General features: G+C 72.0%; 19 protein-coding genes and 1 tRNA gene. 8 read left to right on the forward strand and 12 right to left on the reverse strand.

Annotated features, from left to right (window positions below; all coding sequences use genetic code 11):
• Positions 1-24: 24 nt before the first annotated feature.
• The 3 genes from cysS (at position 25) to OG207_RS23770 (ending at position 4,217) form a co-directional block, all read left to right on the forward strand.
• Complete coding sequence (gene cysS, locus OG207_RS23760) at positions 25-1,431, forward strand: cysteine--tRNA ligase (protein ID WP_329100600.1); 1,407 nt, start codon at positions 25-27, stop codon at positions 1,429-1,431.
• 95 nt (positions 1,432-1,526) lie between these two features.
• Positions 1,527-2,498 carry a 23S rRNA (guanosine(2251)-2'-O)-methyltransferase RlmB gene (gene rlmB / locus OG207_RS23765; RefSeq protein WP_329100602.1) on the forward strand — a complete coding sequence of 324 codons (972 nt, stop codon included), beginning with the start codon at positions 1,527-1,529 and terminating at the stop codon, positions 2,496-2,498.
• A gap of 180 nt (positions 2,499-2,678) precedes the next feature.
• On the forward strand, positions 2,679-4,217 hold the full coding sequence (locus tag OG207_RS23770; RefSeq protein ID WP_329100604.1) for a DoxX family membrane protein: 1,539 nt from the start codon (positions 2,679-2,681) through the stop codon (positions 4,215-4,217).
• A gap of 134 nt (positions 4,218-4,351) precedes the next feature.
• Here OG207_RS23770 and OG207_RS23775 read toward each other — a convergent pair whose 3' ends face one another.
• The 4 genes from OG207_RS23775 to OG207_RS23790 form a co-directional block, all read right to left on the reverse strand.
• The gene (locus OG207_RS23775; RefSeq protein WP_329100606.1) at positions 4,352-5,119 is read right to left on the reverse strand and encodes a nucleotidyltransferase family protein; all 768 of its coding nucleotides are present in this window, start codon (positions 5,117-5,119) and stop codon (positions 4,352-4,354) included.
• Positions 5,120-5,147: 28 nt separating this feature from the next.
• Complete coding sequence (locus OG207_RS23780; RefSeq protein ID WP_329100608.1) at positions 5,148-5,561, reverse strand: hypothetical protein; 414 nt, start codon at positions 5,559-5,561, stop codon at positions 5,148-5,150.
• A gap of 214 nt (positions 5,562-5,775) precedes the next feature.
• Positions 5,776-6,864, reverse strand: a complete 1,089-nt coding sequence (locus tag OG207_RS23785; RefSeq protein ID WP_329100610.1) for an ABC transporter ATP-binding protein — start codon at positions 6,862-6,864, stop codon at positions 5,776-5,778.
• Between the two features lie 116 nt (positions 6,865-6,980).
• Positions 6,981-7,802 carry an RNA-guided endonuclease InsQ/TnpB family protein gene (locus tag OG207_RS23790; protein ID WP_329100612.1) on the reverse strand — a complete coding sequence of 274 codons (822 nt, stop codon included), beginning with the start codon at positions 7,800-7,802 and terminating at the stop codon, positions 6,981-6,983.
• Between the two features lie 173 nt (positions 7,803-7,975).
• On the opposite strand from OG207_RS23790, the gene OG207_RS23795 reads away from it, so the two are divergent.
• A tRNA-Thr gene (locus tag OG207_RS23795) sits at positions 7,976-8,051 on the forward strand.
• A 92-nt stretch (positions 8,052-8,143) separates the two neighbouring features.
• On the opposite strand, the gene OG207_RS23800 is transcribed toward OG207_RS23795, so the two are convergent.
• Entirely contained in the window at positions 8,144-9,529 is a 1,386-nt protein-coding gene (locus OG207_RS23800; protein WP_329100614.1) for an NAD(P)/FAD-dependent oxidoreductase, read from the reverse strand.
• A gap of 850 nt (positions 9,530-10,379) precedes the next feature.
• Between OG207_RS23800 and OG207_RS23805 the strand changes: the two genes are divergently transcribed.
• Both OG207_RS23805 and OG207_RS23810 read left to right on the forward strand, forming a co-directional pair.
• On the forward strand, positions 10,380-11,279 hold the full coding sequence (locus OG207_RS23805; RefSeq protein WP_329100617.1) for an aminoglycoside phosphotransferase family protein: 900 nt from the start codon (positions 10,380-10,382) through the stop codon (positions 11,277-11,279).
• Entirely contained in the window at positions 11,276-11,752 is a 477-nt protein-coding gene (locus tag OG207_RS23810; RefSeq protein ID WP_329100618.1) for a GNAT family N-acetyltransferase, read from the forward strand. Before OG207_RS23805 ends, OG207_RS23810 begins: the two co-directional genes overlap by 4 nt.
• Positions 11,753-11,810: 58 nt before the next feature.
• Here OG207_RS23810 and OG207_RS23815 read toward each other — a convergent pair whose 3' ends face one another.
• The 4 genes from OG207_RS23815 to OG207_RS23830 form a co-directional block, all read right to left on the reverse strand.
• Positions 11,811-12,143: a hypothetical protein gene (locus tag OG207_RS23815; RefSeq protein ID WP_329100620.1), complete on the reverse strand. Its 333-nt coding sequence runs from the start codon at positions 12,141-12,143 to the stop codon at positions 11,811-11,813.
• 359 nt (positions 12,144-12,502) lie between these two features.
• On the reverse strand, positions 12,503-13,345 hold the full coding sequence (locus OG207_RS23820) for a helix-turn-helix domain-containing protein (protein ID WP_329100623.1): 843 nt from the start codon (positions 13,343-13,345) through the stop codon (positions 12,503-12,505).
• Positions 13,342-14,094 (reverse strand): DUF6879 family protein, encoded by a 753-nt coding sequence (locus OG207_RS23825; protein WP_329100625.1) that lies wholly within the window; start codon positions 14,092-14,094, stop codon positions 13,342-13,344. Before OG207_RS23825 ends, OG207_RS23820 begins: the two co-directional genes overlap by 4 nt.
• A 200-nt stretch (positions 14,095-14,294) precedes the next feature.
• A complete protein-coding gene (locus OG207_RS23830) occupies positions 14,295-15,287 on the reverse strand; it encodes a zinc-binding dehydrogenase (protein ID WP_329107810.1) in 993 nt (330 codons plus the stop codon).
• 95 nt (positions 15,288-15,382) lie between these two features.
• Here OG207_RS23830 and OG207_RS23835 point away from each other — a divergent pair, with 95 nt between their 5' ends.
• On the forward strand, positions 15,383-16,057 hold the full coding sequence (locus OG207_RS23835; RefSeq protein WP_329100627.1) for a pentapeptide repeat-containing protein: 675 nt from the start codon (positions 15,383-15,385) through the stop codon (positions 16,055-16,057).
• Between the two features lie 216 nt (positions 16,058-16,273).
• Positions 16,274-17,341, forward strand: a complete 1,068-nt coding sequence (locus OG207_RS23840; protein WP_329100629.1) for a glycoside hydrolase family 26 protein — start codon at positions 16,274-16,276, stop codon at positions 17,339-17,341.
• Positions 17,342-17,384: 43 nt separating this feature from the next.
• Here OG207_RS23840 and OG207_RS23845 read toward each other — a convergent pair whose 3' ends face one another.
• The 3 genes from OG207_RS23845 to OG207_RS23855 are packed head-to-tail and all read right to left on the reverse strand — an operon-like array spanning position 17,385 to position 19,800.
• Positions 17,385-17,888, reverse strand: a complete 504-nt coding sequence (locus OG207_RS23845) for a hypothetical protein (protein WP_329107813.1) — start codon at positions 17,886-17,888, stop codon at positions 17,385-17,387.
• Between the two features lie 44 nt (positions 17,889-17,932).
• Positions 17,933-18,553 carry a response regulator gene (locus OG207_RS23850; RefSeq protein WP_030727513.1) on the reverse strand — a complete coding sequence of 207 codons (621 nt, stop codon included), beginning with the start codon at positions 18,551-18,553 and terminating at the stop codon, positions 17,933-17,935.
• The gene (locus OG207_RS23855; RefSeq protein WP_443072728.1) at positions 18,550-19,800 is read right to left on the reverse strand and encodes a sensor histidine kinase; all 1,251 of its coding nucleotides are present in this window, start codon (positions 19,798-19,800) and stop codon (positions 18,550-18,552) included. The genes OG207_RS23850 and OG207_RS23855 overlap by 4 nt, the downstream gene beginning before the upstream one ends.
• Between the last annotated feature and the right edge of the window lie 137 nt (positions 19,801-19,937).

Here is a 19,937-nt window from a genome sequence, read left to right on the forward strand (position 1 = left end):
TACAGGGCCACTACCCTGGATGCCGTGACTATTCGCCTGTACGACACCAGCGCCCGGCAGATCCGCGACTTCACCCCGCTCACCGCGGGCTGTGTCTCGATCTACCTCTGTGGCGCCACGGTGCAGGCCGCCCCGCACATCGGGCACATCCGGTCGGGCCTCAACTTCGACGTGATGCGCCGCTGGTTCGAGTACCGGGGCTACGAGGTCACCTTCATCCGCAACGTCACGGACATCGACGACAAGATCATCACGAAGGCCGGGAAGGAACGCCGCCCCTGGTGGTCCATCGGCTACGAGAACGAGCGCGCGTTCAACGACGGTTACACCGCCCTCGGCTGCCTCCCGCCCACCTACGAGCCGCGCGCCACCGGGCACGTCCCGGAGATGATCGAGATGATGCGCGGCCTCATCGAGCGCGGCCACGCCTACGAGTCCGAGGGCAACGTCTACTTCGACGTGAAGTCCTTCCCCGGCTACCTCTCGCTCTCCCGCCAGGAGCTCGACAACATCCGTCAGCCGGAGAGCACCGGCGAGACCGGCAAGCGCGACCCGCGCGACTTCGCCATGTGGAAGTCCGTCAAGCCCGGCGAGCCCTCCTGGGAGACCCCGTGGGGCCGCGGCCGTCCCGGCTGGCACCTGGAGTGCTCCGCCATGGCGCACAAGTACCTCGGTGAGGCCTTCGACATCCACGGCGGCGGGCTCGACCTGATCTTCCCGCACCACGAGAACGAGATCGCCCAGGCCCAGGCCTTCGGCGACGAGTTCGCCAAGTACTGGGTCCACAACGCCTGGGTCACCATGTCCGGCGAGAAGATGTCCAAGTCGCTGGGCAACTCCGTCCTCGTCTCCGAGATGGTCAAGCAGTGGCGCCCGATCGTCCTGCGCTACTACCTCGGCACCCCGCACTACCGGTCGATGATCGAGTACAGCGAGGAGGCCCTGCGCGAGGCCGAGTCGGCCTTCGCCCGGATCGAGGGCTTCTACCAGCGCGTCATCGAGAAGGCCGGCGGGCCCGTCGAGCCGGCGGGCGAGGTCCCGCCCGCCTTCGCCGAGGCGATGGACGACGACCTGGGCGTCCCGCAGGCGCTCGCGATCATCCACACCACCGTCCGCCAGGGCAACAGCGCGCTCGCCGCCGACGATAAGGACGCGGCCATCGCGCGCCTGTCCGAGGTGCGGGCCATGCTGGGCGTCCTCGGCCTGGACCCGCTCGACCCCCACTGGGACGGCGGGAACGGCTCCGACCGCGGCGAGGAGCTCCACGGCGCCGTGGACACCCTCGTACGACTCGTCCTGGAGCAGCGCGAGTCCGCCCGGGCCCGCAAGGACTGGGCGACCGCCGACGCCATCCGCGACCAGCTGCAGCAGTCCGGGCTGGTCATCGAGGACGGCCCCACGGGTCCGCGCTGGACGCTCGGCACCCGCTGAGCCCGGGCAGCTGAGCCTGGTGTGCTGCGCGGCGCTCCGGGCGGCACACTCTTCATACGTACATATCGCAGCACCAACGAAAACAGGTAGAGGTCATGGCCGGGAACAGCCAGCGCAGGAACCGCCGCACGTCCAACAAGAAGGGCGCCACGGTCGGCAGCGGTGGCCAGCGGCGCAAGGGCCTGGAAGGCAAGGGCCCCACGCCCAAGGCCGAGGACCGCAAGAAGCACAAGGCGAACCGCATCGCGAACGCCATGGCCCGCCAGGCCGCCAAGCGCCGCCCCGCCCCCCGCCGCGGCGGCCCCAAGGGCACCAGCGAGATGGTCGTCGGCCGCAACCCGGTCTTCGAGGCGCTGCGCGACGGCGTCCCCGCCACCACCCTCTACGTCCAGCAGTTCATCGACAACGACGAGCGCGTGCGCGAGGCCCTCCAGCTCGCCTCCGAGCGCGGCAACATCAACCTGATGGAAGCCCCGCGCCCCGAGCTCGACCGCATGACCAACGGGCTTAACCACCAGGGTCTGGTCCTCCAGGTCCCGCCGTACGAGTACGCGCACCCCGAGGACCTCACCGCGGCCGCCTACGACAACGGCGAGGACCCGCTCATCGTCGCCCTCGACGGCGTCACCGACCCGCGCAACCTCGGCGCGATCGTCCGCTCCGTCTCCGCCTTCGGCGGCCACGGCGTGGTCATTCCCGAGCGCCGCGCCGCCGGCATGACCGCCGGAGCCTGGAAGACCTCGGCCGGCACCGCCGCCCGCACCCCGGTCTCGCGCGTCACCAACCTGACCCGCGCCCTCCAGGACTACAAGAAGGCCGGCATCACCATCGTCGGCCTCGCGGCCGAGGGCACGAAGACGGTCAACGACCTGCCCGAGCTGGCGGGCCCGGTCGTCATCGTCGTCGGCTCCGAGGGCAAGGGCCTCGGCCGCCTCGTCGGCGAGAACTGCGACTACCTCGTCCGCATCCCGATGCCGGGCGGCGCCGAGTCCCTCAACGCGGGCGTCGCCGCCGGCGTGGTCCTCTACGAGGCGGCCCGCCGCCGCGCCGACCGCGGTCGCATCTGATCCCCCGCGCACCGGGTTCCCGCACGTCGGATCCCGTGCGCAACTGATCCATTTGGCTCATGGAACATGACCCGTGAGCGTGTCACCCCGCCCGATCCGGGCGGGGTGGCTTGATCTTGACGGGCCTCGGACACATCCCTGGCGTCAAGGCAGTGTCCTAAGCACTGATCACTCGGTTAGATGAGTGTGGACACCAGAACGTCAGGGTTCGACGACCAGCCCGCGCTGAGCATGGTCAAGGTGCCGTGCGACCCCGCACAGGTCATCGTCAACCACGCCAGCTTCCGCGTGCGGCTCGCACCGAGCCCGAGCGCGCGTTCCAAGCCCGCGAGGGTCCCCGGCCGCGCACCCGTTCTGGGTGGCGCCGTGGCGGCCGCCGCCGGGGCCACCCGCCGCCGGGCCCCCGTGGTCTGGAGCGGCAAGTCCGACGTCGGCGACGCCGCCGCCATGGGCGGCCTGCTCCAGGCGGTGCGCGAGGCCGGCCGCGGATACGACGAGTACGACGGCGGCACCACCCAGGTCATCCCCCGCGTCGACCTGGCCCACGACCTCGCCGAGGACACCCTCGCCACGCCGACCGTCATCGGCCAGCGCAGCTACGGGGACCCCTCCGAAACCCGCTCCCTGGCCGCCGTGCGCGACCTGCCGTACCAGCAGGAGCCGCCCGGCGCCGGCCCTGGTAACGGCCCCGGGGCCGACTTCCGCCGGGCCGGCCCCGACACCCGCGGCCAAGCCTCCTACTACCCCGGCCGCCGGATGAACCTCGGCGTCGTGCTGCTCCCGCTGCGCGTCTTCCTCGGCTTCATCTCCATCTACGCCGGCATGGGCAAGCTGTGCGACCCCGTCTACTTCGACGGCGGCGAACGCGGCTCCATGGTCACCTGGCTGCACACGCTGAACCCCTGGGCCCTGGCCGAGCCGCTGCGCGACTTCGCCCTCGCCCACCCGGTCGGCGCGGGCCTGACCGTGGCCTTCCTCCAGGTCATCGTCGGGGTGCTCACGGTCTTCGGCCTGTGGCAGCGGTTCGCCGCCTGCTTCGGGGCCCTGCTGTCCGCCGCACTGCTGATGACGGTGAGCTGGAAGACCGTCCCGGCCTACGACGCGCCCGACATCATCTACCTCGCCGCCTGGAGCCCGCTGATCATCGCCGGCGCCCCGGTCTACTCCCTCGACGGGCGCCTCGCCGGCGAGGCCTGGCGGACCCTCGGCCCGCGCTCCGAGATCTGGCGGCTGCGGCGGCGCGTCCTGCGCCGCGGAGCCGTCATGGCCACCGTCGTGTGCGGGCTCACCCTGCTCATCGGCTCGCTCCTCGGCGGCGCCGTCCGCTCCTCCACCGTCGTCACCGTCCCCGGGCCGGGCGAAGCCCCCAGCAACTACCTGCCCGGCCGGCCCCTGCCGCAGGCACCGGCCACGCAGCAGCCCGTACAGCAGCAGCCCACGAAGGCTCCGACCAAGGCCGCCTCGCCCTCGGCCAGCGCGACCGAGCCCGCCGCCAAGTCCGGGAAGACCGCGTCCGGCACCCCCACCAAGGGGACCTCGGGCACCCGCTCCGAGTCGCCCGCCGCGACGCGCGGCACCACCGGCAAGCAGCAGACCCCGCGCAGCACCCCCCGCCAGTCCTCCCCGGCCAAGCAGCCGCCCTCCTCCGCGGGGAGCAGCACGGGCGGCGGGGCTCCGGCCGCGAAGCAGCCGGGCCTGATCGGCGGACTCATCGGCTGATGCCGGCACGGCAAACCGGGGCCCGGCACGCGCGAGCGTGCCGGGCCTCCGCACGTACGCGTACCGGGCGCGCGGAGCCGCGTACGTACGGAGCCGTACGGGCCGTACGGGCGTCGGTCGGCCCGTGAAGGGCCTCAGACGGCCTTCTGCTCCGCCAACTCCCGCGCGGCCTCGCTGAGGTCCTTCGCGGTGTCGATCGCCCGCCAGTAGGCCCCTTGCGGCAGCGGGTAGCCCGCGAGGCGCCGCTCACGGGCCAGGCGCGGGAACGTCGTGCGCTCGTGGTCCCCCAAGTCCGGCAGCAGCGCGGCGAATTCGGCACTGAAGACGTACACGCCGGCGTTGACCGGATAGGGCGACGGCGGGGCCTCGATGAAGTCCAGCACCTGACCGAACTCGTTGGTCTCCACGACCCCCCACGGGATCCGCGGGCGCGCCAGCGCGAGCGTGGCCACCGCGTCGCGCTCCGCGTGGAAGGCGGCCATCTCGCGGAGCGAGAACCGGGTCCACACGTCGCCGTTGGTCGCGTACCAGGCCCCCTCGGGATGTGGGAGGTGCCGGGCGGCGTACTTGAGGCCGCCGCCGCGCCCCAGCGGCTCCTCCTCGACCACCGTGGTCACGCGCAGCGGCAACCGGGCCCCGGCGAGCCACTCCTGGAGCACCCCGGCCAGGTGCCCGCAGGAGACCACGGCGTCCGTGACCCCCTCGGCGGCCAGCCAGGCCAGCTGGTGCCCGATGATCGGCACCCCCGTGCCCGGGATCTCGACCATCGGCTTCGGGCGGTCGTCCGTGTACGGGCGCAGCCGCGAACCCTGGCCGCCCGCCAGGACGACGGCCTGGGTGGGGGCGGCGGGGAACGCGGCTGCGGAGGGAGCGGGCGGCGCGGATCGGTGGTCGTCGGTCATGACGGCCAGCGTAGGGAGGTGGCGTGCGTCAGCCCATGGAGGCGACGCCGGAGGCGTACGAGGTGTCGCAGACGGGCCGGGCGAACGACTGGGCCTTCGTCGGACCGTACGCGTCCACGGCGGCGCGCCCCACCGCCCGCGCGATCCCCACGCAGTGTTCGGCGAGCGACGGCCGCCGGTCCACCTCCTGCTGGAGGTGGGTCAGGACGTCGTCCGGCCGCCCGCCCTGCTGCAGCTCACCGACGAGCTGATCGCGCAGCACCTCGTGCGCGGCACGCGGCTTCGCGGGGACGGAGACGTCCTCGGCGGAGGCGGTCACGATCTGCGAGGACGAAGTGTCCGCCCAGGGGACCATGGTGACCGCGAGGGTCCCGGACAGGACGAGGACGACGGGCAGGACCAGGGCGAGGGATCGGCCGATACGGCGGGCAGTGTGGGTCACGAGGGCGAGAGTAGCGCTCGGTGAAGATTTGGCGACATTTAGTCACCCTGTCGGGGGATGGTTCGACGTGGTCTTTCGAATTGGGGGTTGACGGTTGGGGTCGAATGGCCCGGTCTGCCGGGGTTGCGTCCGCAGTCCCGGACGGGCAACGGACGCCGGAGGGGCGCCCCTTGACGGGACGCCCCTCCAACGACCGCGAAACCGGCGGGAACTGCTAGTCGGACAGTCGCTCGCCGGAGGAGGTCGAGAAGACGTGGATCTCGTCGGCGCGCGGCACCACGTGGAGGCTGGAGCCCTTCTCCGGGACTTGGCGGCCGCCCACGCGGACCACGAGGTCCTGCGAGCCGCCGGCGGAGGTCGTGGAGCCGTAGACGTAGCCGTCGGCGCCGAGCTCCTCGACGACGTTCACGACGATGGTCAGACCGCCGGTCTCGGCGACGTCGAAGTGCTCCGGGCGGACGCCGACCGTGACGGTGCGGTCGCCCGCGTCGGCCGCCGCGGACAGCGCCTCGCGGGACACCGGGACGACGCTGTCGCCGAACTTCACGCCGCCGTCGGTGATCGGGACCTCGACCAGGTTCATGGCCGGCGAGCCGATGAAGCCGGCGACGAAGAGGTTCGCGGGGCGGTCGTACATGTTGCGCGGGGTGTCGACCTGCTGGAGCAGCCCGTCCTTCAGGACGGCCACGCGGTCGCCCATTGTCATGGCCTCGACCTGGTCGTGGGTGACGTAGACCGTGGTGATGCCGAGGTCGCGCTGGAGCGCCGCGATCTGCGTGCGGGTGGAGACGCGGAGCTTGGCGTCGAGGTTCGACAGCGGCTCGTCCATGAGGAACACCTGCGGCTTGCGCACGATGGCGCGGCCCATGGCGACGCGCTGGCGCTGACCGCCGGAGAGCGCCTTCGGCTTCCGGTCGAGGTACTGGGTGAGGTCGAGCATCTTCGCCGCGTCCTCCACCTTCTTGCGGATGGTGGCCTTGTCCTCACCGGCGATCTTGAGCGCGAAGCCCATGTTGTCGGCGACGGTCATGTGCGGGTAGAGCGCGTAGTTCTGGAACACCATCGCGATGTCCCGGTCCTTGGGCGGCAGGTGCGTGACGTCGCGGTCGCCGATGCGGATGGCGCCGCCGTTGACGTCCTCCAGACCGGCCAGCATGCGCAGCGAGGTGGACTTGCCGCAGCCGGACGGGCCGACGAGGACGAGGAACTCGCCGTCCTGGATCTCCAGCTCGAGCTGGTCGACGGCGGGCTTGTCGCCGCCGGGGTACAGCCGGGTCGCCTTGTCGAAAGTGACGGAAGCCATGGTGATGAATCCCTTCTACCGGCAGGAACGTGCCGGACGATCCGAGTGGAAGGAAGAATGGGTCTAGTCCACCGAAATGGACTTCCGGCCGACGCTACCCGCCCGGACGGCTCCTGTCAGCACCTGGCGGCTGTGATTGACGATGCAGTGGTGCCCCGCGCCGGGCAGAGCAACTCACTTTTGGCTTTGTTCCCGCTTCGACGCCCGCTGCCGGACCGTGTGCGGCCCCGGGGGCGCACACGGTCGGTCTTACAAGGGCTCCACGGGCATTGCGGCCGACAGCCCGCGATCACTTCCTCGACGAGCACGGAGAGGAAGTACCGGTCGGCACGGTCCCGGGTCACGGTCAGTTTCACCGGTGACAGCCCCGGCGGGAGCGCGCGTGACCAGCGCACGTCCAGTGGGACCGGCTGCTTGGCGAGGGTGACCGAGGCCGTGCCCGGACGTTGCGGGTCCTCGATCCACCGGAAGCCGGTGCGGACGTAGGTCGCCGATTCCTTCGGCCGGTGCTTCGACTTCCGTCGCGGGTGCCTCGCCGTTCCCTTGAAGAAGCGGGAGAAGGCGGAGTCGAGGTGGCGCAGTGCCTGCTGGAGGACCGTGGACGAGGTCTCTGCCAGCCATGCCGTCCTCGGCACCCGTTTCCACCCGGTCAGGGCCCGGCAGGTTTCCGCGAAGCCCAGCGACACCCGGTGGTCCTCCCACGCTTTCGCCCGGAGGGCGAGGCCCTCGTTGTAGACCCACCGGCAGGCGCCGAAGGTCTGGCGGAGTTGGGCGGCCTGGTCCGCGGTCGGATAGAAGCGGAAACGGTAGACGCGCTGCTGCGTGCCCGGCGGTCTGGTCCGGCTCTCGAGCGGCGATCCTGCGCGGGCCCGGTGTTTGGTTCGGTCGCCCACCCCGAGGAGTTCGCGCTTGACGTGCCGGGCTTCGTCTCCCGTCACTCGGCCCGCCATCGCCCCTCCCCCGATCCGATCTTCAGAACGACACACCAGTCCGTTTAACGAACGTGCGTGTGGCTGGTTACGGGTGCGGGTTCAATGCGATGGCTCGGGGAATCGGCCGCTGTGTAGAGTGATGGCGGCTCCACGCGCAGTGCGTTTGCGGGTGGGTGTGTGCCGCCTTAGCTCAGTTGGCAGAGCGGTTGCCTTGTAAGCTCCAGGTCATCGGTTCGATTCCGATAGGCGGCTCCATCCCAGGTCAGGGCTTTCTGGCCGAGGGAATTCGTGCAGAAGCGGAAGGCCCCGGGTGATCACCCGGGGCCTTCCGCGTGTTCGGGAACGGGTCAGTGGCGGCCCGAGATGCGGTCGGCCAGGCGGGCCAGGGGGGTGGTCGTCGGGCGGTGGGTGGCGCTCTCGTGGCGGTCCGCCTCGCGGTAGGCGGCGTAGAGGGCCTGGACGCCGAGCCAGCGGAAGGGCTCCGGCTCCCAGCGGCGGACGCGGTGGTCGACCCAGGGCAGGGCGGTCAGTTCGGTGGATTCGCCGAGGACCAGATCGCGCAGGGTGCGGGCCGCGAGGTTGGCGGCGGCGACGCCCGAGCCCACGTAGCCGCCCGCCCAGCCCAGGCCCGAGGCGCCGTCCAGGGTGACGGTGGCGCACCAGTCGCGGGGCACGCCGAGCACGCCCGACCAGGCATGGGTGATCTCCGTACCCGCGAGCTGCGGGAAGAACGAGGTCAGGAGGGTGGTCAGGGCGGAGACGGTGGCCGGCTGGGTGCGGCCGTCGTGGTCGGTGCGGGAACCGAAGCGGTACGGGACCCCGCGGCCGCCGATCGCGATGCGGTCGTCGGCGGTGCGCTGGGCGTACATGTACGCGTGGGCCATGTCGCCGAGGAGCGTGCTGTCCGACCAGCCCAGCCGGGCCCAGGTCTCGGCGGGGAGCGGCGCCGTCACGATCATCGAGGAGTTCATGGGGAGCCACGAGCGCTTCTGGCCCTTGAGGGCGGCGGTGAACCCCTCGGTGCAGCGCAGTACGTAGGGGGCGCGGACCGTGCCGTACGGGGTGACGGCCCGGCGCGGGGCGATCTCGGTGACGGGTGTGGACTCGTGGATGACCACCCCGAGGGCTTCGACGGCGGCGGCCAGGCCCTTGACCAGCTTCAGGGGGTGGATGCGGGCACCGTGGGGGCTCCAGCTGGAGCCGACGGCGTCGGCGATGTCGATGCGGGTGCGGGTGGCGGGGGCGTCGAGGAGTTCGCGGTCGGTCTCGCCGAAGGCGACCTCGTGGGCGTGGAAGGCCTTCAGCCGGCTGAGTTGGGCGGGGGTGCGGGCGACTTCGAGGACGCCGCCGCGGTGGACGTCGGCGTCGATGCCTTCCTTGACGGTGACGTCGATGACCTCGGTGACGGTCTGGTTCATGGCCTGTTGGAGGCGGCGGGCGGCCGGGCGGCCGTGGAGGGCGGCGTAGCGGTCGCGGCCGGCGATGCCGTTGTAGAGCCAGCCGCCGTTGCGGCCGGAGGCGCCGTAGCCGCAGAACTTCTGTTCCAGGACGGTGATGCGGAGGTCGGGGGCGGCGCGCTTGAGGTAGTAGGCGGTCCACAGGCCGGTGTAGCCGCCGCCGACGATGACGACGTCGGCCGTGGCGTCGGTGGTGAGGGGGGCGCGGGGCGGGGCGGCCGGGGTGCCGCTTCGCTCGGACGCGTACCAGAAGGAAATACCGCCGTTGATCGTCATGGGGGATTTGGTACACCTCGTTCCGGAAGGGTGTCCAGGGACGGGGTGTCGTGGTTCGGGGGCGTAGGGGTGGCGGGCTGTCCGATGCGGTGTGCCCTGCGGGCCTGCCCGGCGGCGTCCGGCGGGTCCGGATCCTCGCCGGGCTCTGCCCGGGCCCGCGCCGTTGCCCTGCGGGCTGCTTGGTCGTGTTGCTGCCGTCTGCCGGGCGCTGCCCGGGCCCGCGCCTCAATCGCCGGCGAGGCTGGATAGGTGGGTCCGTGCCTCGGTGGGTGGGCGGGGTTGGGGGTGGCGGGTTTGTTGGTGTGGGTCGGTCCGGGGGGCCGTGGTGGGGTGTCTCCTCGGCTCGGCGCGTGCGGGCACGTCTCGGTTGTGCTCGGTGGTAGCGCCTCGTCCTGCGGGGACACCCCACCACGTCCCCCCTCCCCTCAGCCGCACAACCCACAGGGAAGCCCCCCACTGACCTGTTGGCGCCGCAGCCGCACGGGGAAGGGGGCCTCCCCCTGGCGGTGCAAGCCCATGGGGACGGATTCCACTCACCCGTTGACGGTGCAGGCCCATCGAGAAGGGGCCCCGTTGGCGGTGCAGGTTCATGGGGAAGGGGGACAAGGTCGGGCTGTCGGAGCCGTGCCGTGGGGTGGGGACACGGAGGAGGGTCCCCGCAGGACGAGCGCGCAACCCAGGCCGTCTGGCAGGACCGCGGCCGCCTGGCGCGAGCCGAGGAGACCCTCCTGCGGGGCACCGCCCCACCCATCAAAGCCCCGCCGGCGATTGAGGCGACCCACCTCGGCACGAGGCAACGTGCCACCGAGCCGCAAATCCGCCGAGCCCCCGCCAGGGATACCGTCGGGGGATGGTCGAGATTCCGGATGGGCTGATCGAGGCGCAGGTCGGGTACAACGGGGACGCGGGGCGGGAGTTCATCGCCGCGTTGCCCGGGCGGGCGGCGCGATTTCTGGAGCAGTGGGGGCTGCGGCGGACCGGGCCGGTGATGCACGGGGTGACGGCCCTGGTGTTGCCGGTGGAGCGGGCCGACGGCAGCGGGGCCGTGCTGAAGCTGGTGTCGGTGGACGAGGAGAGCGTGGGGGAGCCGGTCGCGCTGCGCGCGTGGGCCGGGCAGGGGTGCGTGCGGCTGCTGGAGCACGACGTGGACACCGGGACCCTGCTGCTGGAGCGGTTGGACGAGGGGCGGGATCTGGCGGCGTTCGCGCGGGAGGACGCGCGGCGGGCGGTGGTGGTGGTCGGGGAGTTGGTGGCGCGGCTGACGGCGGTGCCCGCCCCGGCGGGGTTGCGCGGGCTCGGTGAGATGGCCGCCGGGATGCTGGAGGAGGTGCCGCGGGCGCTGGCGCAGCTGGTGGATGCGCGGGACCGGCGGGTGCTGAAGGACTGCGCGGCGGCGGTGGCGGAGGTCGTGGGGGAGCCGGGGGACCGGCTGCTGCACTGGGACCTGCACTACGAGAACGTGCTGGCGGGTGGCCGGGAGCCGTGGCTGGCGATCGACCCGAAGCCCTTGGCGGGCGATCCGGGTTTCGATCTGATGCCGGCGATCATCAACAACTTCCGGGCCGGGGACGTGCGGTGGCGGTTCGACCTGCTGACGGAGGTGGCGGGGCTGGAGCGGGAGCGGGCGAGGGCCTGGACGCTGGGGCGGGTGCTCCAGAACTGCCTGTGGGACGTGGCGGACGGTGAAGAGCGGCTGGACGAGGACCAGTTGACGGTCGGCGAGGTGCTCGGCCCTAGGCTGCGGGCATGATCCGTAGCGCTGAAGTCGACGACGTGCCCGCCATCCACGCGATGATCCGCGATCTCGCGGAGTACGAGAAGGTGCCGCACGAGGCGCGGGCCACCGAGGAGCAGCTGCGGGCGGCGCTGTTCGGGGCGAGCCCGGCGGTGTTCGCGCACGTCGCGGAGACGGAGGACGGGGAGGTCGTGGGCTTCGCGATGTGGTTCCTGTCCTTCTCGACGTGGCGCGGGGTGCACGGGATCTATCTGGAGGACCTGTACGTGCGGCCGGGCGTGCGCGGTGGTGGTCACGGCAAGGCGCTGCTGAAGGAGTTGGCGCGGACCTGTGTGGAGCGGGGGTACGAGCGACTGGAGTGGTCGGTCCTCGACTGGAATTCGTCTGCCATCGACTTCTATCGATCAGTTGGGGCCGTGCCAATGGACGAGTGGACCGTGAACCGTCTGACGGACGACGCGCTCCGCAAGCTGGGCGGGGCGGAGTAACTGCCGGACGCCCGCCCGGGACCGTGAGGAGAGGGCACCGGGCGGGCGAGCGGGATGGCTACCCGACGGCCGGGACTGGGTGCTCCGGGGAGTCGAGCCAGGCCCAGGTGGCTCCGTCCGGGGTGACCGTGAGGCCGAACCGCTCGAATTCCGGTCGGCCCTGGTCGTCCCACCAGGCGTGGGCCGCCGTGAGTTCACCCCAAAGCTCCCTGGGCCCGGACTGGTAGACCTCGAACTCCTCCGCGCCGGGTACGAAGTCCACCGACGCCCAGGAGGTGACCGGGGTGTCCCGGAGCCAGAGCGTGTAGCGCCCGCCGTCGTACTTCTCCGGGTAGGGGAACATCCCCTGGGTCTGGAGCCCGATGGCGAACATGGGGAGCCAGTCGGCCACGTCCTCCGGGGACAGGGAGGTGGTCGTCTCGTGCGGGGTGAGTGGTGCTGTGGGCTGCCCCGGCTGAACGGTGAACTGGGCACCGGGGCGGAGTCTGTGAGGGTGAGTGCCAACCCGGCCCGCGATGAGGCCTGCACGTGTCGCTCTCCGGCTCCGGCCTCCGCCAGGAATTCAGGGAGCGGAGGACGGTTCCGGCAGACACAAGCGATTCGTGCAGCGACTCCACGACCGTGCTCGAGGTCACTGTCTCCAGTTCGTGCGAGCTGTCCACGAGAGGGACGCTAGGGCCGGTAGCCCGGTCCCGTGGGGGGCTGATTCGCTGTGATTCTCGGGCCGGTCCGTGATCTTCCAGGGGATTCTCAGACGGTGTCGAGAGCGCGCCGGGCGCGGGCGATCACGCGGTGGGCGTCCGCACCGTAGACCGCGGACTCGGAGAGCGCCTGCCAGACCTTCCGGTACACGGCCACGCTGTCCGCGTCGTCCAGCCAGAGTTCCGCGTGCCAGTCCTCCGCGATCACCAGGCGGTCGTCGTACAGCCAGAACCCGTTGGCGGGCGGGATCTTCAGGGAGGCGCCGAACGGGACGATGCCCAGGCAGACGGTGTCCAGTCCAAGCACGCCCGCAAGGCGGTCGAGCTGGGCGGCCAGTACGGGGGGAGGGCACACGAGAGCGTGGAGCGCGGCCTCCCACATCACGATGTGGAACGTGCGCCCCGGCTCGTACAGCATCTCCTGACGTCTCACGCGGGCCCGTACGGCCTCCTCCGTGTCCCGGACGGACTGGTGGAGGTCGGCGTAGCGGGTGAAGACGTGGCGGGCGTACTCGGCGGTCTGGAGCATGCCCACGACCGTGGAGCCCTGCCAGACGTGGAACGTCCTCGTGCGTTCGTACTCGGCCGTGAGGTTGTCCTGCACGGGCTTGTGGCCTGCGGCGAGCTGTCTGCGCCACGCGCGGGACCGGGACTCCAGGCTCCGGAGCCTGGTGATCAGCTCCTCTGCGGCCTCCGGATGGCCGGTGCCTTCCGCCCACGCCAGAAGGTCGTCCGTCGTCGCGGTCTGGCGGCCGGTCTCCAGTTTGCTGATCTTGGACTGGGGCCAGCCGAGGAGGACCGCCAACTGGCGGCCGGTGAGACGCCGATCGGTGCGCAGCTCGCGCAGCCGCGCACCGAGGGCAACCCTTGCCTGTTGGAAGTCGGTGCTCACCCGGCGGACGGCACCTGTTCCGCGAAGGTCTCGTACGGGACGGCGTGGTGCCACGCGGCGTCCCGGACCTGGCACGCGCGGGCCACCTCGACGGGGTCCGTGACCAGCTCGACGCCGGTCATCACGTCGTCGTCATCGAAGTGGAGCCGGGCGATGACCCGGGAGTCGAAGAGCCAGAAGTCCTCCTCGGGGAGTTGCAGTGCTTCGGCTTCGGAGCGCCACAGGTTGCGGATGTCCTCGCCCACCGCGCTGTTGCGGCGGGCGTTGTCGAGCAGATAGCGCTGGCCGGGGGTGGGCGGGTTGTCGGCGATCCGTACCCGCTCGAAGCGCTTGCCCAGGGCGGACTGTTCCCGCCGGGACGCGCACCAGGGGTCGTCCAGGTCCCAGCCGGCGTCTTCGCCCCGGATGAACCGCTGGTACGTCTCGGTCTCCTCGTCCGACTTGTAGCGGCGCCGCGTCTCCAGGCGCCAGGCCGTGTGCGCGAAGGTCCGGAACATGCCGGCGAACTCCTCGAAGCCGATCAGCACGGGCGTCCTTTCCACGTCCCTGGGGGAGAAGTCGGCGAGGAGCACGCGCGGGACGACCACGAAACCCTCCCCGTCCTTGACGTTCCGGAGCTGTGCCACGTCGTCGGGGTCGGTCACGGCGTTGCCCTGGACCAGAACTTCCCCGGTGTCCAGGTCCTCGTACAGGGTCGGGCATCCGTCGTTGCCGGAGTTGGTGCCGATGAACCGGAGTCGCCGTGTCATTGCCGTTCCCCTCCCACCAGCGGACAAGTCCCGACCAGGATGGTGCGGGTGCGGGCTCCCTGTCCTGCGTGATTCGCAATGATTCTCGGGACGGGAGCAAAAGGGCCGGTGGTCCTCGGGCACGTGCCGGGCCGTCGCCTGTAGGTCGTCTCGCCTACTACTTCCGTGCCGTGCCCCCGTTGCGGACACGGGCGGGGCGGTCAGGGTTCCAGGACGACCTTGCCGGTGGTGGCGCGGGTTTCCAGGTCGTGGTGGGCGGTGGAGGCCTCGGCGAGCGGGTAGCGGGTCAGGGCGGGGCGCAGGCGGCCTGCGGCGGCCTCGGCGAGGGCGCGGGTTTCCAGGACGCGCAGGGGGTCGGGCGCGCCGACCTGCTGGAGCATGGTGGGGCCGAGGACGCTCCGGGTGGTGATGGCGCGGGCGTCGAGGTCGGCGCGTTCGGCGTCGGTGAGGTGGAGGGGGCCGCCGGACCAGCCGAAGACGAGGTGTCGGGCGCCGGGGGCGAGGAGGCCGAGGGCGGTGCGGGCGGTTTCGCCGCCGACGGAGTCGAAGAGGACGGTCGCGCCGTCGGGGTGGTGGGCGCGTACGGCGTCGGGCCAGGTGGGGTCGGTGTAGTCGAGGGCGAGGTGGGCGCCGTTCGCTGCGGCCCGGGCGGTTTTGGCGGGGCCGCCGGCGAGGGCGATGACGGTGGCGCCAGCGTTGACCGCGTACTGGACGAGGAGGGTGCCGATGCCGCCGGCGGCGGCGGGGACCAGGGCGACCGAGTCCGGGCCGAGGTCGGCGAACTGCAGGATCCCGAGGGTGGTGCGGCCGGTGCCGATCATGGCGACGGCTTCGGCGGGGTCGAGGCCGGGCGGTACGGGGTGCAGGCGGTCGGCGTCGGCGACGGCGTACTGGGCGTAACCGCCGGGGGCGAAGCCGAGGTGGACGACGACGGTTCGGCCGAGCCAGGCGGGGTCGGTGCCGGGGCCGAGGGCGTCGACGGTGCCGGCGACCTCGCGGCCGGGGATGGTCGGGAGCTTGGGGAGCGGGGCGGGCGGGCCCTGGATGCCCTGGCGGAGGCTGGTGTCGAGGAGGTGCACGCCGGCGGCGGCGACGGCGATGCGGACCTGACCGGGGGCGGGGACGGGAGCGTCGGTGTGCTCGTAGGAGAGGTTCTCGGCGGGGCCGAAGGCGTGGAGGCGGATGGCTCGCATGGTGGGCATGACGACCACGGTGCGACCTCGAGCGCGGTTGAGGTCAAGGGCCGGCTTTGGCGGCTGTTGTCAGTGGGCTGGTTCACGATGGGGGCATGGCGCGCAAAGGGCAGCAGGAGACGGTCAGGGCGGCGCGGCGGCCGGAGCTGAGGTTGCCCGAGTTGACGGTGTGGGAGGGGGACGGGCTGGAGCCGGACGGGGACTACGACGGGTTGGAGTTCGCGGATCTCGACTTGGTGGGGCAGGAGGGGATCGGGTCCCGGTTCATGGACTGCGCGGTGCGGCGGTGTGCGCTGGACGAGGCGGGGCTGGCGAAGGCGAGGGTCCTGGATTCGGTGCTGGAGGGGGTCCGGGGGGTGGGGACGGACCTGTCGGGGGCTTCGCTGCGGGACGTGGAGGTGGTGGACGCGCGGCTGGGCGGGGTGCAGCTGCACGGGGCGGTGCTGGAGCGGGTGGTGGTCCACGGGGGCAAGATCGACTACCTGAACCTGCGGAAGGCGCGCCTCAAGGACGTGGTCTTCGAGGGGTGCGTGCTGGTGGAGCCGGACTTCGCGGGAGCGGTGCTGGAGCGGGTGGAGTTCCGGGACTGTGTGCTGCGGGGGGTGGATTTCAGCGGGGTGCGGATGGTGGACGTGGATCTACGGGAGGCGTCCGTGCTGGAGATCGCGCGGGGGGTGGATGCGCTGACCGGTGCGGTGATCAGCCCGGCGCAGCTGTTCGACCTGGCCCCGGCGCTTGCTTCCCAGCTGGGGGTGCGGGTGGTTCCGTAGCGGGCCCGTGGGTCGGGTGCGGCGCCGCCCGGGGGCGCTGCCCCCCGAGCCCCCGCGCCTCAAACGCCGGCGGGGCTGGGAGAGCGGGGCGCTGCTCCCGGGCCCTGCGGTTGCGGCGAATGGCCGAGCGGGCGGACGCCTGGACGGGCGGGGTGTCGGGTGGGGTGCTTAACGTCGCAGGCAGAGACGTCGGTGCGCGAGGCCTGTGGAGGTGGCATGTCCCGTCGGAGCCGCTGGTTGGCAGGTGCCTGCGCCAGTTCGGTCGCCGTCGGCCTGCTCGTCGTGGGGGGCTTCTTCGGGAGCCCGCCGTTGCGGGAGGGGGCCGGAGGGAGCGCGGGGACGGAGGGCGCCGAGGTCACGGGGGTCGCCGTGGGCGCCTATCTCCACTACGACTCGCCCGGCGTCGAGCGGATGGAAGAACTCTCGCACTGGCTCGGCGGTACCGAGCTGCGCGCCGGGCACACCTATCTGCCCAGCGACACCTGGCTGAACATCGAGGGGGAACCGTATTTCCTGCAGGCCTGGGCACGGTGGCGAAAGGAGAAGGCCGACCGGCTGTTCGTGCTGAACGTGCCCATGCAGGAACACAACGAGGCCCGTGTTGCCGACGACCGGGTCGCCGAGCTGATCCGCTCCGGCGCCCGGGGTGCGAACGACCACCACTTCCAGCGGCTGGCGAGGCGTCTGGTCGACCTCGGGGTGCCGGACACGGTGATCGTGCTCGGCTGGGAGATGAACGGCTTCGACTACACCCACCGGTGCAGTCCCGATCCCCAGAACTGGAAGACGTACTGGCGGCGCATCGTGGCCGCCATGCGGTCGGTGGAGGGCCAGCGGTTCCGTTTCGACTACGCCCCCAACCGCGGGAGGGACGCGGTCGCCTGGACCAGCTGCTATCCCGGCGACGACGTGGTCGACATCATCGGCATGGACTCCTACGACCAGGAGCCCGGCCGGACCTTCGACGAGCAGGTCACCCAGCCCTACGGACTCCAGCAGCAGGTCGACTTCGCGAAGGCGCACGGCAAGCGGATCTCGTACCCCGAATGGGGGCTGTTCCGGCACGGCGACAATCCGGAGTACGTGCGGGGCATGCTGGCCTGGTTCGCCGAGCACGAGCCGCTCTACCAGAGCATCACCGACTACTGCCCGCACGGTGTGTGGCAGTGCGGGCAGAACCCGCGTTCCAGCCAGGTGTTCCGGGAATTCCTGTCCGCCGGGCCGGTCGGGCCGGTCGGGCCGATCGGCCCGACGGGGGTGACAACGGGCCCGCCGCGGCACTGACCGCCCCGGAGGGCGGGCCGGGGGACGGGCCGGGGGAGCCGGCCTACGCCGGGACGCGGGGGAAGCGGGCCTGGAGGGTCCAGATGGCCGGGTTGTCGGCGAGGCCGTCGTGCATGTCGATCAGGTCAGCGATGAGGTCGTGCAGGAAGTCGCGGGCCTCGCGGCGCAGCAGGCGGTGGCTGAAGGTCAGCGGGGCTTCCTCGGCCGGCATCCAGTCGGCCTCGACGTCGACCCAACCGAAGCGGCGCTCGAAGAGCATCCGGTCCGTGGACTCGGTGAAGTCGAGTTCGGCGAACTGCCGGTGGGCGGAGCGGTTGCCGCGGGGGTCCTTGTCGAGCTGCTCGACGATGTCGCACAGGGCCCACGCGAAGTCCAGTACGGGCACCCATCCCCAGGCTGTGGACACTTCCCGGTCCGCGTTGGTGTCGGCGAGGTAGACGTCCCCGCAGAACAGGTCGTGCCGCAGGGCGTGGACGTCCGCGGAGCGGTAGTCGGTCTGCGGGGGGTCCGGGAAGCGCCGGGAGAGGGAGTAGCCGATGTCGAGCACGTAGCTGATGGTGTCACGGGTGCCGGGGGCGTTCACCTCGGGTGTCAGGGCAGGAGGCGCTGTTCCTTGGCCACGGAGACCGCGCCGGCGCGGGTGTCGACGCCGAGCTTGTCGTAGATGCGGCCCAGGTGGGTCTTGACGGTGGCCTCGCTGATGAACAGGGCGCGGGCGATGTCGCGGTTGCCCAGGCCCCGGGCCAGCTGGCCGAGGATGTCGAGTTCGCGGTCGGTCAGGGTGGGGCGGGTGCCGCGCATGTGGGCCATGACCCGGCTGGCCACCGGTGCGGACAGGGTGGTGCGGCCCTGGGCCGCGGAGTGGATGGCGGCGAAGAGTTCCTCCGGGCGTTCGGCCTTGAGGAGGTAGCCGGTGGCGCCGGCGCCGATCGCGCGGGTGATGTCCGCGTCGGTGTCGTAGGTGGTGAGGACCAGGACGTGCGGGGGCCGGGGGAGCGCCGTGATGCGGCGGGTCGCCTCGACGCCGTCGATGCCCTCGCCCAGCTGGAGGTCCATCAGGACCACGTCGGGGCGGAGCTTCGCGGCGAGGGCGACGGCCTCCTCGCCGCTGCCCGCCTCGCCGAGGACCTCGATGTCGGGCTCGCTGCCGAGCAGGGCCAGGAGCCCGGCGCGGACCACCACGTGGTCGTCGCAGAGGAGGATCGTGGTCATGGGGCCGGCTCCAGGGGGATGGCCGCGGAGAGGACGGTGCCCTCGCCCGGCGTGGATTCGATCGTCAGGGTGCCGCCGAGCTGGCGGACGCGGGCCCGCATGGCCGGGAGGCCGTGCCCGCGGTCGACGGAGCCGGAGCGGGTGTCGGTGCTGGTGCCGGTGCCGGTGCCGGTGCTTGTGTGGGTGCGGGTGCGGGGCTCCGTGAAGCCGTGGCCGTCGTCGGCGACGTCCAGGACGACCTGGTCTCCCAGGAAGCTCAGGGTGAGGGCGGCCGTGCGCGCGCCGGAGTGTTCGCGGACGTTGGCCAGCGCGCCCTGGGCTATGCGCAGCAGGGCGGACTGGACGCGGTCGGGGAGCGGGGCCGCGGTGCCTTCGAGGTGGAACCGGACCTCGATGTCCGGGCCGGCGTCGAGGGAGCGCAGGGCTTCGGCGAGGCCGGCTCCATCGGCGAGCTCGGGCGGGGCCAGGTCGTGGACGAGCCGGCGGGCTTCGGCGAGGCCGTGCGCGGCGATGCCGGTGGCGGTACGGACGTGCGCGCGGGCGGTGGCCGGGTCGGTCTCCCAAGTGCGGTCGGCGGCCTGGAGCAGCATCTGCTGGCTGGACAGGTTCTGGGCGAGGGTGTCGTGGATCTCCATGGACAGCCGCTGCCGTTCGGCGAGGGTGCCTTCGCGGCGCTCGGTGGCCGCCAGCTCGCGGCGGGTGCGGATCAGGTCGTCGATGAGGGTGCGCTGGGCCCGGGCCTGGCGTTCCATGTGGACGAAGACGGCGGTGGCGAGGGCGGCGACGGCGGGCGGGGCCAGCAGCAGGTTGGGGTCGAAGGACTTGGCCAGCTGGAGCTGGGCGATCACCACGAAGCCGGTGAGGAGGGCCACGAGGACGATGGCGGCGCGCGGCGGGAGGGTGCGCAGGGCGGTGAAGAACAGCGGTACCGCGCACCAGGCGAAGCTCGGCGCGAGGACGACCAGGACCATCCAGGTGGTGACGACCAGGCCGAGCCACAGCAGCCGCCGGGCGGTGGGGGCGGCGCCGAGGGCGGGGCCGAGTACGTAGAGCAGGGCCAGCGTGATGCTGAGGGCGATGATCCACGGGGTGCGGGGTTCGCCGGGGTGGCGGAGGAGGAAGCGGATCAGGGAGGCGCCGAGGAGGAGGAAGAACGCGGTGTGGGCGACCGTGGCCAGTGTTCGGGTGTCCGGGTTGCTGGCGGGGTGGCTCACCGGTTGCTCCTGGTTTGCGAAGGGTCCGTTCATTGTCGCCCGCGGCGCCGTTGCCGGGGCCCCGCCCCGGGCCCCGCGCCCTAAGCGCCGGCAGGGCTGGAAGGGGCCTGCGGGGCTGCGGGAGCGGCGGGGTTGAGGGGCCGGCGGCGGCGGGCTGCGGGAGGGGGCGA

This window comes from Streptomyces sp. NBC_01439, from assembly GCF_036227605.1.
Classification (GTDB): domain Bacteria; phylum Actinomycetota; class Actinomycetes; order Streptomycetales; family Streptomycetaceae; genus Streptomyces.